This is a genomic window from Demequina oxidasica (genome assembly GCF_000975115.1).
Taxonomy (GTDB): Bacteria; Actinomycetota; Actinomycetes; order Actinomycetales; family Demequinaceae; genus Demequina; species Demequina oxidasica.
Genome location: NZ_BBRE01000001.1, coordinates 340,206 through 354,694, shown reverse-complemented (window position 1 = coordinate 354,694; position 14,489 = coordinate 340,206). Strand labels below are relative to the sequence as shown.

The 14,489-nt window shown below is 63.5% G+C and carries 10 protein-coding genes; 5 read left to right on the top strand and 5 right to left on the bottom strand.

Annotation, left to right across the window (positions count from 1 at the left end; all coding sequences use genetic code 11):
- Window positions 1-66: 66 nt before the first annotated feature.
- Together AOP77_RS01595 and AOP77_RS01590 are read left to right on the top strand one after the other, a co-directional pair.
- On the top strand, window positions 67-645 hold the full coding sequence (locus AOP77_RS01595; RefSeq protein ID WP_061964930.1) for an ATP-dependent Clp protease proteolytic subunit: 579 nt from the start codon (window positions 67-69) through the stop codon (window positions 643-645).
- Between the two features lie 17 nt (window positions 646-662).
- Window positions 663-1,343 (top strand): ATP-dependent Clp protease proteolytic subunit, encoded by a 681-nt coding sequence (locus AOP77_RS01590; protein WP_062211311.1) that lies wholly within the window; start codon window positions 663-665, stop codon window positions 1,341-1,343.
- 120 nt (window positions 1,344-1,463) lie between these two features.
- Here the strand turns inward: AOP77_RS01590 and AOP77_RS01585 are convergent, their stop codons facing one another.
- Window positions 1,464-3,836 (bottom strand): ATP-binding cassette domain-containing protein, encoded by a 2,373-nt coding sequence (locus AOP77_RS01585; RefSeq protein ID WP_062208466.1) that lies wholly within the window; start codon window positions 3,834-3,836, stop codon window positions 1,464-1,466.
- A gap of 245 nt (window positions 3,837-4,081) precedes the next feature.
- Between AOP77_RS01585 and clpX the strand changes: the two genes are divergently transcribed.
- A complete protein-coding gene (clpX, locus tag AOP77_RS01580; protein ID WP_062208463.1) occupies window positions 4,082-5,341 on the top strand; it encodes an ATP-dependent Clp protease ATP-binding subunit ClpX in 1,260 nt (419 codons plus the stop codon).
- 284 nt (window positions 5,342-5,625) lie between these two features.
- Window positions 5,626-6,603 (top strand): endonuclease domain-containing protein, encoded by a 978-nt coding sequence (locus tag AOP77_RS12590; protein WP_152649727.1) that lies wholly within the window; start codon window positions 5,626-5,628, stop codon window positions 6,601-6,603.
- Between the two features lie 84 nt (window positions 6,604-6,687).
- Here AOP77_RS12590 and valS read toward each other — a convergent pair whose 3' ends face one another.
- The 4 genes from valS to AOP77_RS01555 form a co-directional block, all read right to left on the bottom strand.
- Window positions 6,688-9,498 (bottom strand): valine--tRNA ligase, encoded by a 2,811-nt coding sequence (gene valS / locus AOP77_RS01570; protein WP_084622130.1) that lies wholly within the window; start codon window positions 9,496-9,498, stop codon window positions 6,688-6,690.
- A 202-nt stretch (window positions 9,499-9,700) separates the two neighbouring features.
- Window positions 9,701-11,872, bottom strand: coding sequence for a glycosyl hydrolase family 8 (locus AOP77_RS01565; protein ID WP_062208457.1), 2,172 nt, complete (start codon window positions 11,870-11,872; stop codon window positions 9,701-9,703).
- Window positions 11,873-12,160: 288 nt separating this feature from the next.
- Window positions 12,161-13,054, bottom strand: a complete 894-nt coding sequence (locus AOP77_RS01560) for an anti-sigma factor domain-containing protein (protein ID WP_062208454.1) — start codon at window positions 13,052-13,054, stop codon at window positions 12,161-12,163.
- A gap of 4 nt (window positions 13,055-13,058) precedes the next feature.
- Window positions 13,059-13,727: a sigma-70 family RNA polymerase sigma factor gene (locus AOP77_RS01555; protein ID WP_201774074.1), complete on the bottom strand. Its 669-nt coding sequence runs from the start codon at window positions 13,725-13,727 to the stop codon at window positions 13,059-13,061.
- Window positions 13,728-14,023: 296 nt separating this feature from the next.
- Between AOP77_RS01555 and AOP77_RS01550 the strand changes: the two genes are divergently transcribed.
- Entirely contained in the window at window positions 14,024-14,440 is a 417-nt protein-coding gene (locus AOP77_RS01550; protein WP_152649726.1) for a carboxymuconolactone decarboxylase family protein, read from the top strand.
- The last annotated feature ends 49 nt before the right edge of the window (window positions 14,441-14,489 follow it).

Genomic DNA, 14,489 nt, shown 5'->3' with positions numbered 1-14,489 from the left:
TATAGGAGGACACACGTGAACGACAACACGTCACAAGAGATCACCGCGAGGGGTGACGGGGCCGGGATGGCTCTGAACGACTCGATCTTCAACCGGTTGCTGCGCGAGCGCATCATCTGGCTCGGGGACGAGGTTCGCGACGACAACGCGAACGCCATCTGCGCGCAGCTCATGCTGCTGGCCGCGGAGGACCCCGACAAGGACATCTACCTTTACATCAACAGCCCCGGCGGCTCGATCACCGCGGGTATGGCGATCTACGACACGATGCAGTACATCAAGCCCGACGTCGCCACTGTGGCGATGGGTATGGCGGCATCGATGGGGCAGTTCCTGCTCGCATCCGGTGCCAAGGGCAAGCGCTTCGCGACGCCCCACGCCCGCGTGCTGATGCACCAGCCGTCCGGAGGCATCTACGGCACGACGACCGACGTCCGCATTGGCGCCGAGCTCATCATGCACATGAAGAAGACGCTGTCGGCACTGACCGCAGAGCAGACCGGCAAGACCGTCGAGCAAATCACCAAGGACGCGGACCACGACCGCTGGTTCACGGCCCAGGAAGCACTCGAATACGGATTCATCGACGGCGTCATCACGCACGCAGCAGATGCTGGCGACTCGTCGCAGGGAGGCAAGAAGTGACCAACGAATACCAGGCCATTCAGGCTGCGGGTCGCACCGCTGGCGACTTTGGTGGAGCGGCTCCTGCCGGCCCCTCGTCGCGCTACATCCTGCCTACGTTCGAGGAGCGCACCGCCTACGGGTTCAAGCGCCAGGACCCCTACGCGAAGCTGTTCGAGGACCGGATTATCTTCCTCGGCGTGCAGATTGACGACGCGTCCGCGGACGACGTCATGGCGCAGCTGCTGGTGCTCGAGTCCCAGGACCCCGAGCGCGACATCACGCTGTACATCAACAGCCCTGGTGGCTCGCAGACCGCACTGACGGCGATCTACGACACGATGCAGTACATCAAGCCGCAGATCCAGACCGTCTGCCTCGGTCAGGCCGCTTCGGCAGCCGCCGTGCTGCTTGCCGCCGGACACCCGGGCAAGCGTCTCGCGCTTCCCAATGCCTCCGTGATGATTCACCAGCCTCGCATCGAGGGTGGCTCGCGCGCGCAGGCCTCGGACATTCAAATCTACGCCGAGCAGATGATCCGCATGCGCGAATGGCTCGAGGACACTCTGGCGTTCCACACCGGCCAGGAGTCGTCGCGTATCCGTGAGGACATCGAGCGTGACCGCTTCCTGACCGCCGCCGAGGCCAAGGAGTACGGCCTCGTTGATCAGGTTCTGGAGAGCCGCAAGGTCAAGCCAGTCGATGGCATTGAGTCTTAAGACTTATTGAGTAGAGCAGGGCGGTTCGGGCTTCGGCCCGGACCGCCCTTTCTCTTTTCCGGCCGATGCCGTGGTGGGGCTTTGCGCTAGGGCGACCGTGGCATCGGCCGCCTGGGGGGGTTACTGCTTGACGTACGCGGCCAGGTGCTGGCCGGTGAGGGTCGAGGCGTCCTTGACGAGGTCCGCGGGCGTGCCCTCGAAGACCACTTTGCCGCCGTCGTGGCCGGCACCCGGCCCCAGGTCGATGATCCAGTCGGCATGCGCCATGACGGCCTGGTGATGCTCGATGACGATCACGGACTTACCGGAGTCCACTAGGTGATCCAGCAGGCCGAGCAGCTGGTCGACGTCCGCCAGGTGCAGGCCGGTGGTGGGCTCGTCGAGGATGTAGACGCCGCCCTTGTCAGACATGTGGGTGGCGAGCTTGAGGCGCTGGCGCTCGCCACCGGACAGCGTCGTGAGGGGCTGGCCCAGCTTGATGTAGCCAAGGCCGACGTCGTGCAGGCGCTTGAGAATGGTGTGCGCGGCAGGGGTCTTGGAGTCGCCTGCGCCAAAGAATTCTTCGGCCTGAGCGACGGACATGCCGAGCACCTCGGAGATGTTCTTGCCGCCGAACGTGTACTCGAGCACCGCTGCCTGGAACCGCTTGCCTTCGCACTCCTCGCAGCGGGTCTCCATGGTAGCCATCACCCCCAGGTCGGTGTAGATCACGCCTGCGCCGTTGCAGACCGGGCACGCGCCCTCGGAGTTGGAGCTGAACAGGGCGGGCTTGACGCCGTTGGCCTTGGCGAAGGCCTTGCGAATGGGGTCGAGCAGGCCGGTGTAGGTCGCGGGGTTGGAGCGGCGGGAGCCCTTGATGGCACCTTGGTCGATGGCCACGACATCGTCGCGTCTGGCGATGGAGCCGTGGATCAATGAACTCTTGCCGGAGCCGGCCACACCGGTGATGACGGTGAGGACGCCCAAGGGGACGTCGACGTCTACGTCCTGGAGGTTGTTCGAGTTGGCGCCTCGGATCTCGATCGCCCCGGTGGGCTTGCGGACCGTCGCCTTGGTGGTCGCCGCGTCGTCCAGATGGCGGCCGGTGATGGTGTCCGAGGCGCGCAGACCGTCCACGGTGCCCTCGAAGCAGATCTCACCGCCATCCGTCCCGGCGCCGGGGCCGATGTCTACGACGTGGTCGCCAATCGCGATGGTCTCAGGCTTGTGTTCCACGACCAGCACGGTGTTGCCCTTGTCCCGCAGGCGCAGTAGCAGGGCGTTCATGCGCTCGATGTCGTGCGGGTGCAGCCCGGCGGTGGGCTCGTCGAACACGTACGTGACATCCGTGAGTGACGACCCCAGATGGCGGATCATCTTGGTGCGCTGCGCCTCGCCCCCAGAAAGCGTGCTCGCCGGACGGTTTAGGGAGAGGTAACCGAGCCCAATCTCCACAAAGGAATCCAAAAGCTCCTGGAGTGTGACGAGCAGGGGAGCCACGGCATCGTCTGCAATGGTGCGTACCCAATCGGCGAGGTCGGTGATTTGCATGGCACAAGCATCGGCGATGTTGGTGCCGTTGATCTTTGACGATCGCGCGCCCTCGTTGAGGCGGCTGCCGTCGCATTCGGGGCAGGTCTGGAAGGTCACAGCGCGGTCCACGAAGGTGCGAATGTGGGGCTGCATCGCGTCGCGGTCCTTGGACAGCATTGACTTCTGGATCTTGGGGATCAGTCCCTCGTAGGTGAGGTTGATGCCGCCGACCTTGATCTTGGTGGGCTCCTTGTGCAGGAAATCGTTGAGTTGCTTCTTGGTGAAGCTGGCGATCGGCTTGTCGGCGGGGAAGAAGCCCGACTCGGAGTAGAGGCGTACGGCCCAACCGTCAGCGGTGTAGCCCGGAATGGTGATCGCGCCGTCTGCTAGGGCCTTCTCATTGTCATAGAGCTCCGCGAGGTCGATGTCTGTGACCGAGCCCATACCGTCGCAGCGCGGGCACATGCCTCCCGTGACGGAGAAGCTGGAGCGTTCTTTGACCGTCCTGCCGGACTTCTCCGTGGTGAACGCGCCGCCGCCGGACATCGATGCGACGTTGAAGGAGAAGGCCTGCGCGGAGCCGATGTGCGGCGTGCCCAGGCGGGAGAAGAGGATGCGCAGCATGGCGTTGGCGTCCGTCGCGGTGCCGACTGTGGAGCGGGAGTTGACGCCCATGCGCTCCTGATCCACGATGATCGCGGTGGTGAGGCCCTCGAGGGAGTCCACGTCCGGGCGCGCGAGCGCGGGCATGAACCCCTGCAGGAAGGCGCTGTAGGTCTCATTGATGAGGCGCTGCGAGTCTGCGGCGACGGTCTTGAAGACCAGTGAACTCTTGCCGGAGCCAGACACGCCAGTAAAGACGGTGAGGCGGCGCTTGGGGATCTCTAGATCTACATTCTTGAGATTGTTCTCGCGGGCGCCGCGGACAACGATGAGATCGTGAGTGTCAGCGATGTGTGGTGAGATTTCATTGGCGGTCATGAGGTCTCCGTCTAAGTGCGTTGCCCGTGCTCTGTTGCCTACTCGAAACCTACCCGAACGGGGAGGTAGATGGGGAGGTGGGTGCGGCATCGGCCGTCGCGCGGCCCATCCGAAGGGGCATGGGTTCCGAATCTCTAGTGTTACTCGCCGATAACGCAGCGGCGCGTCGGCAGGCGCGTGTCAGGAGGCGTCTGTAGCCTGGTAAAGATGGCGCTGCGGTTGAGGGCGCGAAAGGAGCTTTTCCGATGACTCGTCCCACCGACACAGGTGACCTTCTGAAGTGCACGTTCTGCGGCAAGACTCAGAAGCAGGTCAAAAAGCTCATCGCGGGCCCCAATGTGTATATCTGCGACGAATGCATCGAGTTGTGCAACGAGATCCTCGAGGAGGAGCTTGCCGAGGCGGTCGAGGCGGAGTTCACTGACCTGCCCAAGCCACGCGAGATTTTCGACTTCCTCGGCCAGTACATCATCGGCCAGGACCAGGCCAAGCGCGCGCTGTCCGTCGCCGTCTACAACCACTACAAGCGCGTGCGTGCGGGCGAGGCCAAGGCGACCGAGGACGGCGTCGACATCGCCAAGTCCAACGTGTTGTTCATCGGCCCCACCGGAACCGGTAAAACTTACCTCGCGCAGACTCTGGCCCGCATGCTCAATGTGCCGTTCGCCATTGCCGACGCCACCGCGCTGACCGAGGCCGGCTATGTGGGCGAGGACGTCGAGAACATCCTGCTCAAGCTGCTTCAGGCCGCCGACTACGACGTCGAGAAGGCGCAGCGCGGCATCATCTACATCGACGAGATCGACAAGGTCGCGCGCAAGGCGGAGAACCCTTCCATCACGCGTGACGTGTCCGGCGAGGGTGTGCAGCAGGCGCTTCTTAAGATTCTTGAAGGCGCGACGGCCTCGGTGCCGCCGCAGGGCGGGCGCAAGCACCCCCACCAGGAGTTCATTCAGATTGACACCACCAACGTGCTGTTCATCCTGGGAGGCGCGTTCGCCGGCCTCGAGGAGATCATCTCGTCCCGCGTGGGGCGCAAGGGGATTGGGTTCGGTGCCTCGCTGAAGGAGGCCGACAACTCCGACCTGTTCTCCCACGTGACGCCGGCAGACTTGCATAAGTTCGGCCTCATCCCCGAGTTCATCGGCCGCATGCCTGTGATCGCGACAGTCTCGCCGCTCGACGTGGATGCGATGGTCGGCATTCTCACTGAGCCCAAGAACGCCCTGGTCAAGCAGTACCAGCGCATGTTCGAGCTGGACGACGTCGAACTGGAATTTGACGAGGGTGCCGTGGCGGCGATTGCCGAGCAGGCGCTCGAGCGCGGCACCGGAGCGCGTGGATTGCGCGCCATCCTCGAAGAGGTCCTGCAAGACACCATGTTTGAGGTCCCCGGCGGGGACATCGGCAGTGTGCTGGTCACGCGTGACGTGGTGTTGAACCGCGTGGCGCCGGCCTTCGTTGCCCGCTCGGTGGAGCAGATCGAGGAATCAGGCGCCGCCTAGGTTTACCGGCCCCTCCACGGCTTCCACGGTCTCACCTCGGCTATGCCGCGCCCCTATCTCGACCCCACCTCGTAGCGGTCCCTCAATGTACGTTTGGCGCACTCGGATTTTGCTAGCGGTCTGAAAGTGCGCGATCTCGCGGCGACAAGCATGCCGGTCACCGTCGTGAGCCGAAACCTAACGCTAGTCACGAACTGATGTCCACAACCGCGGTTGTCGCGGATTAATCCACAGGTAGTCCCTCCCGGCCGGCAATCCACCTTGGCGAGTATTTCGCTGGGCACATGACAACAATGCGACCCATCTCATTGCCCACTGAGGGTCAGAGCCTGGCGGGGTGGGTGCGATCAACGTGGCACGCGCATCCGTCAGCAGAACTGATTTCGCTGTTCAGCCGGCGCCAGTTTGAGTCAGCCCTACGTCACGGTGACCTGATCTGTGTCGCGCCCAACGCGTACGTTGGTGCGTGTCACGCGACATCCCTTCACAGCCGTGTAGATGCCGCTCTCCTGTGGGCCGGGCCGCCGGTAGCGATAGGGGGCCGCGCGGCAATGTGCCTGTACGGAGAACTGGAGGAACCACCGGAATCAATCGACATCGTGATTCCGCGACAACGGCACCTGAAGGCTGCGCCGCGACATATTCGCACCCGCAGGACTGACTTCGAGTTCGCGCCCGTTCACATTGGTGGTTGGCCATTGGTCCCACTCGCGATGGCAATCTGCCAGGCATTCGGCGATTTGGGGCCGTCTGGCGTGGGTGGTGTAGTGCGTCCGTTGGCGAGTGGAGCGGTTGGCGTCGAGGAGTTACAGCGAACTCTTGACGCGATGCCTCGTGTGAGATCACGGCGACAATTGGCATCGGTGATCGCACATTTCGCAGCGGGGTCTGAGAGCTATTTGGAGTATGTTGCAGCAACCAACGCATTTGCGGGCTTGGAGTTCGCCCAGCTGCTAAGGCAACACTCCCTATCAGTTCACGGCCGTCAGTACCGCGTCGACCTGTTCGATGCCGCGACCATGACGGCGATCGAAACAGATGGTGCTGCGTTTCACAGTGGTGCAGATTCCTGGCAGCGCGACTTGAACCGCGACGCGGACCTGGCGTCGCTCGGAGTTCTCACGCTCCGGTTTTCCTACCGAGACCTAGTCGATCATCCTGAGCGGTGTCGCCAACGCCTCCGTGCGGTTCTACGGTCGCGCAGCAGAACTGTGACCCAAAAGCCACGGTCAATCGCCAAGCGGACATTCATGGACCGCTAGAAAAATATGACTGTCGAAAACGTGTACTGAGGGACCGCTACGGGGTTGGTGGCGGGGGAGGCTCGGCGGCGGAGTTGGTTGATGCTAGTCCTGGACCAGTTCCGCATTCTCGGTGCGCATCACCGTGGTGTCTGCGATTTCATCCGGGCTGCCGTCCTCGGGGTGCATGCCGTCAACGCCCGGCTCCAACGCAGTGACCGCGTCGATGACCTGCATTGCGCGTACTCGGCCCGCGGCCATGAGGTCAGGTTTGGCGGCATTGACTGCGGCAACCTGCGCCTCGGGAACGAGCAAGTCCACCGAAGCAATCTCGGTGCGCTGCGAGACCTTGGCCTCCGACTTGATCTTGCGCAGAGTCGCCAGGGCGGCTCCAGCGATCGAGATCAGCTTGGGGTCGGGTGCTCCAGCGGAGTGAGTGGCCCCAGCGGCGTCGCGGAGGGGGGCAGCGACTGGCCATGGAGCACGGTGCACCGAGCCCTCGCGCCACCACGACCACACCTCGTCGGTGGCGAAGGGAAGCACGGGCGCGAACAGGCGCAGGAACGTCTCGAGCGCAATGGTCAGCGCCGCGCGTGCCGAGGCCGCTTCGCTCGAGCAGTCCGCGTAGGGGTCAATCGCTTCGCCAGGCGCCGCACCATCGTAGGCGCGCGCCTTGACGAGTTCCAGGTAGTCGTCGCAGAACGTCCAGAAGTACGTTTCAGCGACTTCGAGTGCCTTGGTGTGGTCGTAGGCGGTGAGTGCCTTGGTGGCGGCGTCGACGACGTCTGCCAGGCCGGCGAGCATCGCGCGGTCCAGGGGCTCGGTGACGATTCCAGGGACGGCTTCAGCAGCCGCGTCGCCGGAGCCTCGAAGCGCGCCACCGGTCACGTGAGCGGCAGCCTCGACGCCGGCCTCAAGAGAGGAGTCGGCGGCGGTGGAAATTCCGGTCGCACCCAATACGAACTTGGAGGCGTTGAGTACCTTCATGGCGAGCCGACGGCCGATCTTCATCATGCCGGTGTCGAACGCCGCGTCTGTGCCCAGGCGAGCCGAGGCCGCCCAGTAGCGGACCGCATCGGAGCCGTGCTCCTCGAGAAGCCCCATGGGGGTGACGACGTTGCCCTTGGACTTGGACATCTTCTTGCGGTCTGGGTCCAGGATCCAGCCCGAGATGGCGGCGTGCTTCCATGGCAACTCACCGTGCTCAAGGTGCGAGCGAACCACGGTGGAGAAGAGCCACGTGCGGATGATGTCCTGGCCCTGAGGGCGCAGGTCCATCGGGAACGTCTTCGCGAACAACTCCGGGTTGTCGCGCCAGCCGCACACAATTTGAGGGGTGAGCGACGACGTCGCCCACGTGTCCATGATGTCCTTCTCCCCGGTAAAGCCGTTGGGCTGGTCGCGCTGCGACTCGTCGAAGCCCGCGGGCACGTCGGCCTGCGGGTCGACGGGGAGGATGTCCTCGGCGGGCGCAAGGGGAGAGTTGAAGTCGGGGTTGCCGTCGCCGTCGACGCGGTACCAGACCGGGATCGGCACGCCAAAGAAGCGCTGGCGCGAGATTAGCCAGTCGCCGGTCAGACCCTTGACCCAGTTCTCGTACCGCACGCGCATGAAGTCGGGAACGAAGTCGACGTTCTTTCCGGCCGCGACCAGCTCGGCGTTGAGGTCTGCATCGCGGCCGCCGTTGCGGATATACCACTGGCGGGTGGTGACGATCTCGAGCGGCTTGTCGCCCTTCTCGAAGAACTTCACCGGGTGGCTGATCTTGCGCGGCTCGCCTTCAATCAGGTCCGCCTCGGCCAGCATCTCGATGATGCGAGCCTTCGCGGAGAACACCGTCTTGCCAGCGAGTTCCGCGTAGGCGGCCGTGGCTGCGGGCGTCTCAAGCCCCTGAGGAGGCTCGGACACGAAGCGCCCGTCCCAGCCCATTACGGGACGGGTGGGTAGCTGAAGTTCGCGCCACCAGGTCACGTCAGTGATGTCGCCGAAAGTACAGATCATCGCGATGCCGGAGCCCTTGTCGGGCGAGGCCAGGTGGTGCGCCAGCACGGGCACTTCAACATCGAACAGCGGGGTGCGAACGTGCTTGCCGAACAGCGGCTTGTAGCGCTCGTCGTCGGGGTGCGCGACGAGGGCCACGCACGCGGGGAGTAGCTCGGGGCGAGTCGTCTCGATGTAAACCGAATCAAACGAGCCGGTGGCCTCTTCAGCATCGGCCGCCTTCTCGAAAGCGAGGCGGTGGTACGCACCAGGCTGCTCGCGGTCCTCGAGCTCGGCCTGCGCCACGGCGGTGCGGAACGTCACGTCCCACAGCGTGGGGGCCTCGGCCTGGTAGGCCTCGCCGCGGGCGAGCGAGCGCAAGAATGCCTGCTGCGCGACGGCCTGCGAGGACGGTGAGATGGTTTGGTAGGTCAGCGACCAGTCCACGGACACACCCAGGTGGCGCCATAGTGCCTCGAACTGCTTCTCGTCCTCCTCGGTCAGCCGCTCGCACAACTCAACAAAGTTGCGGCGCGAGATGGGCTGCTGGTCCGCGGCACGCACGGACTTGCCGTCACCGCCGTCGTGCGGGGGCACAAAGCCCTCCTGATACGCGAGGGTCGGGTCGCATCGGACGCCGTAGTAGTTCTGGACGCGACGCTCGGTGGGAAGGCCGTTGTCGTCCCAGCCCATGGGGTAGAACACCTCTTTGCCTTGCATGCGCTGAAAACGCGCGATCACGTCAGTGTGCGTGTAGCTGAACACGTGGCCCACGTGGAGCGAGCCCGAGACGGTGGGCGGTGGCGTGTCGATCGAGTACACCTGCTCGCGCGTCACGTCCCCGTTGAAGCGGTACGTGCCCTGGGATTCCCAGGCCGCGTTCCAGCGGTCCTCGAGTCCGTCGACGGTGGCCTTGTCCGGAATACGCGAAGTCATGAAGACATTCTTTCAGACGGCGGCCGATGCGCGAACCGGGTGGATTTTTTAGCGCCATTGTTGGCGCCTAGTTTCAGAGGTCGTCGCAGGCCCCGCACGGTAGCGCCCCGCCCAAGCCACCTGCCATGGACTTACAGCGATGGCGGGCACCGGTCGTACGCGGTGCCCGCCATCATGACAACCTTGATTCTTGTGACGATTTTCAGGACGTGAACGCGAAGCTATTGATCGACGCCTTCGACGTAGTCGTGATGAATACGTCGTGGGTGCCAGTGGGCCTCGGCCAGCAGGTATTGGATTTCAGGTGATACGCACCGTTGCCATCGGGGTAAACCGTGCACGCGGGTGACGCGCTCACATCGCCAAGGCGAATCTGGACGTTGACACCGGGCGTCGCGTTGCCAACACGAAGTTCCACCCGGTTGGCGCCGGAGGTGTCAAAGTTCACATCGTCGAACTTGATGTAGCTTCCCGGTCCGGAGAAAGTGACCACTGTGCCTCCATCTGCAGTTGCCGTAGACACCCCCGAGCCGGACGCGTAAGACTCCGCCTCGGTTGTGGAGAACGGATTGCCGCTTGGCGGCGTCGGCGCGGGCGTGGGCGTCGGCGTGGGCGTGGGCGTGGGCGTAGACGTGGGCGTCGGCGTCGGCGTAGCCCCGCCTGGCGAGTAAATCTGGAAGTTGCCACTCGCGTGAAGCAACGCCATGAAATTCAGCAAGCCATCGTAGTACCGGTACTGCCCAGTTGACGGCTCTAGCTCCCATAGTGCCTCGACAAAGGGCCACGCCTGCTGGTCAGTTGCTGCCAGTGCTGCCGCGCCGTTCGATGCGATGAGGCCTGGTGACCGGTCGGATGACAGTGCGCTGCCCGACAACGAGTACTGATTCGCGTACGCGTTGACACCCTTGCTATCGAAGAAGCCATGCAGACGGTTCGTCAACGTAATCGCGTTGGCGTCCTCAGCCCACCAGGCGTAGTCGACTGCCCAGTTCACGGATGTGCGCCAGGCGTCGAACCGGAAATCGCCGTGACCGCCAGTGTTATTCGGTGTGCCAGTGAACTCAGCGTAATCGGGGACTAGGCCTGTGGTCGGATGTGCGACCTGGTCAAAGTACTGCCGGCTGCGTGTAGCGGCGTCCGCCCAGAACTGTCGGTCAGCGCCCTGTTGGCCGTCATACCCGTCGGCCCAACGCGCCCACAACTCGTAAAAGGCGGGCAGGTGATAGGAGGGATCGGAGAACGTGGCGGCGTTCGCGAACGGCGTGAACACGACCATCTGTTCGGACTTATTGAACATGTTCGTGGTCGATTCAACGACTCCGCCGTTCATGTCCTCTTTATGCAGCATCGTGTCAAGAACGTCATTCGCCTCGGACGTGTAGTCATAGATGCCGCTACCGTCTCCCCACCGGTGCCCAGCAAAAAATAGGGCCGTAGCGAAGTACTCTTCGCCATCGGATGCGGAGTTGTTATCTACGCACGACCCGCTGAAGTTTGCCTGCCAGCAGAAGTAGCCTTCACGCGCTCCAGTCTTGTGCTGCATGTGGGTCTTCGCCCAGTTCCACAGCGCATCGAACTCGGACTTCTTATTCATCTGGACAGCGATCATCATGCCGTAGCTCATGCCCTCAGAGCGGACATCGTTGTTGCCTGTGTCCTTGATGTAGGCCATGTCGCCGTTGGCGTTCGAGCCACTCTTGTAATAGAGCCGCTTGGTGTCGTCGGTTCCAGTGAAGAAACTCGTCCAGTAAGAGTTCAACTTTGTGGTCACCTCAGAGTCGGTGATTGAGGAGTCCCACTCCTGGAAGAGGTTGCGATAGTCACCGCTGAAGTAAGCGCCCGTGGTGGGCGGGTTCGGTGCCGGCGGCAGGGGAGGAGTCGGGCCGTCGTAGGAGAGGGTGTACTGATCGACGAGCGTGTCGTTTTGTCCGTTGTCTGTCTCAAGCTGGATGCGGACTTCTTTGACTCCCGCGGAGGTATCGAACGTCGCTGACTTCTCCGTGAAGGCCGTGCCGTCGAACTTAAGCGATGCGACTTTAGAGTTTCCTATCAGGACGGATATTCCTGCTGCGTTCGAGGCCGACGACGCTCCTGTCACTGCGATCGTGTACCGACCGGTTTGCGAGAACTCGAACGAGGATGACGTGGCGTCGCCATTGCAGTAGTAGGTCGCATGCGTGGTGCTGAACGAGGTACAACCGGTCTTGGCGGTGGACTCAACTTGCACGGTCGTGAGCAGTGTTGCGGCTGAAGCCGGCGGGGTGTTTACGGCGGTTAGCACAGGGGAGACTGCGAGCGCCGTGATTCCCAGTAAGAGCCCAATGCGGCGCCCATAGGAGGCTCCAGCGCTTGTAAATCGTTTTCCATAAGTCATGCGGCGCTCCTTTGCGCGAATGAGTGATGTACCGGATGACGCCAGGGCGTCGCGTGTCGGCGTCGTTGCCGGACTCCGGGTAAGAGCCATGCTGACACGGAGGGCTTAGCACGACGTAGTGCGGCGAGGAATTCTCACGAAACTTTTCGTGGTTCACTCGCCTATTTTGCGACGCGTCAGAGCGCAGATAGAGGATCGCTCCTCCTGTTGATTACCAGGAAGAACAACACGATCTTAAGGCCGTCAATGCACCGGCCATGGCCATCGAAGGGAGAGGAGTTGGGGGAGCTAAATCTCCGCTGCCGCGATTGGGTCCGTGGTGGGCTGCAACGAGCCACCATCGGGCTCCACGGACACTGCGATCGCGGTCACGCTCGTCATGTCGGCCAGCACGGCAGTCTCAAAGTCCCCGGCCTCGAATGTGGGTCCCGCGGAGATGGTGCCATCCGTGTTCACCATCCAGAGCTGGTACTCCTCGCCCGTGGGCAGGTCGGGCGCTGTGCCGGTGGCCGCGAAGCCGCCAGCTTCGTCGGAGACGGTGATCTGCGCGTCGCCAACGCCGAGATCGATCACACGAGCGTCGGGCGCGGTGAGCACGGCGTCGATCGCCGCGATGTTGGAGTCGGGTGAGCCGTTGGAGACCAGGAAGCCAATCCCTACGGCAGCCACCGCAACGGTGGCCGCCGCGGTGGCGAGCATCATGGTCAGGCGCGAGCGCCGACCGACGGGGTCCGCGTGGGTGCGGTCCCCGGAAGTCTTGGGGCTGTCGGCCGAGACCGCGCGGTCAAAGGACACCACGTTCGCGCTCTGCGCAGGGGCGTCGTTGATCTCGGCTTCGACGCGTGGAAGGTCGGCGGTGTTGCCGTCGCTGACGGGAGCGCCGCCTAATGTGGCGCCGTCGAGGTCATTGCCGGTGTCTGCCGACGACGTGGGCGGGGAGGAAACCTGAGGGGTGAGCGCTATCTGGGCGCCGATGCGGTCGGCTAGGCCGGCCGGGGCCTGGATCTGGTCTTCGGCATCGTCTGCAAGTGCGTCGAGCACATCGCCAAAGCTGGCGAGCTCCACGCGGCACTGGGCGCACTCGTCGAGGTGGGCCTCGAACGTGACGCGCTCGGCGTCGTCGATGGCGTTGAGCGCGTAGGCGCCAACGAGGTTGTGGATGGACTCCTGTGAATCGTTCATGGCTCTACACCTCCTCCAATGCGTCGCGCAGTTTGGTTAATGCGTCTCTGATGCGGGTCTTTGCTGTGCCCAGCGGTATGCCGAGCTGATCTGATACTTCTACGTGCGTTTGCCCCTGGTAAAAGGCGAGTTCTACGGCCTCGCGTTGCTTGTCGCTGAGTGTGGCTACTGCGGTCCGAACACGTGCGTTCTGGAACTCGGCGAAGTCACGTTCAACGACTGCGTCCTGCTCGGCGGGTGTGGCCTCGCGCTCTGCGACCGCGGCCTCGGCCTCCATCTGCTGGCGCTGACGCTGCTCCCGGCGGACGCGATCTACTGCGCGCCGGTGGGCGATGGTCAGCACCCATGACTTTGCGGTGCCGCGGCCCGGTTCAAAGGTGGGAGCCTTTCGCCAAGCCTCGACGAGTGCCTCTTGGGCGATGTCCTCGGCCATGCCTGGGTCTCGCACCACGCGCAGTGCCAGGCGATACACCTGGTTGAGCATGGCCGTGTACACGCCCTCGAACGCCTGGGCGGAGCCGCGACCCGAGGCGACCAGAAGGTCGTCAAGTCGCTGCACCGATGCTGGATCGGGTGCGTGTCGTGAAACCGTGGGCGGACTGTCGGGAACAGCGCGCAGGTGCTGGCTGGGTTCCATGCCCACCTTTCGGTACTCGAGTACGGCGACACTCATCGCGTGTCACCTATCCAAGCACCCCGGGGGCCTAGATCCAACCTTTCAGACATGGCGGCGATTCGTGTTGCTCGTGCCAGGGGTCCGTCGTCCCCGCGATTCAGGGGCCTGGTGACATGAGGATTGCTCATGATCGGGCTCCTTTCACGCGGCCGATGCGGTCGCGGGCTTCCGCGGCCGGGTGCCCCCGCCCCACACTCGGGGGCATTGAGTGTGGGGCGAGGTACGTGAATGATTCGTGCGCCGAGGGCGGGCGGATTGGTTGACTAGTCAGTAGTTCTTGTTAGCCTCAACCAGTGAGCGAAGCAACAATGCGGCCCCAGTTCCTTAAAGCCATGGAAAGCCTCGACGCGCGCATCGGTAGCGGCATCGAACCGCGGGTACGCGAGATGGTGCGACTGCGATGTTCCTACATCAATGGCTGCGCGTATTGCATCCGCTTACACTCGGAGCAGCTCGCGGCGCTAGGTGCGAGCACGCACCTCATTAGTGCACTCGCACGCCCGGTGAAGCTCATGCGAGACGACCTGGTGAGTCCGGCTGAGGCCGCGGCGCTTCGCTTTGCCGAAGTGCTGACCGACTACCCGCGCGGACTAGAGATTGAAACACGCGACGAGGCCGGCAAGTACTTCGACGCAGATTCCCTGGGTTCCCTCGTGGAGATCATCGCCGTGGTGAACGCCTGGAATCGCGTGACGCGCGGCAGCGAGTAGCGCGACACGACATCACCAAACCCATTTCAACCTGCGAGGATGCCCGCGC

Bases quoted from the DNA above. Each gene is read 5' to 3' on its own strand.
- AOP77_RS01595 (WP_061964930.1), top strand. From the start codon at position 67: ATGGCTCTGAACGACTCGATCTTCAACCGGTTGCTGCGCGAGCGCATC.
- AOP77_RS01560 (WP_062208454.1), bottom strand. From the start codon at position 13,054: ATGAACGATTCACAGGAGTCCATCCACAACCTCGTTGGCGCCTACGCG.
- AOP77_RS01585 (WP_062208466.1), bottom strand. From the start codon at position 3,836: ATGACCGCCAATGAAATCTCACCACACATCGCTGACACTCACGATCTC.
- AOP77_RS12590 (WP_152649727.1), top strand. From the start codon at position 5,626: ATGACAACAATGCGACCCATCTCATTGCCCACTGAGGGTCAGAGCCTG.
- AOP77_RS01555 (WP_201774074.1), bottom strand. From the start codon at position 13,727: ATGAGTGTCGCCGTACTCGAGTACCGAAAGGTGGGCATGGAACCCAGC.
- AOP77_RS01565 (WP_062208457.1), bottom strand. From the start codon at position 11,872: ATGACTTATGGAAAACGATTTACAAGCGCTGGAGCCTCCTATGGGCGC.
- clpX (WP_062208463.1), top strand. From the start codon at position 4,082: ATGACTCGTCCCACCGACACAGGTGACCTTCTGAAGTGCACGTTCTGC.
- valS (WP_084622130.1), bottom strand. From the start codon at position 9,498: ATGACTTCGCGTATTCCGGACAAGGCCACCGTCGACGGACTCGAGGAC.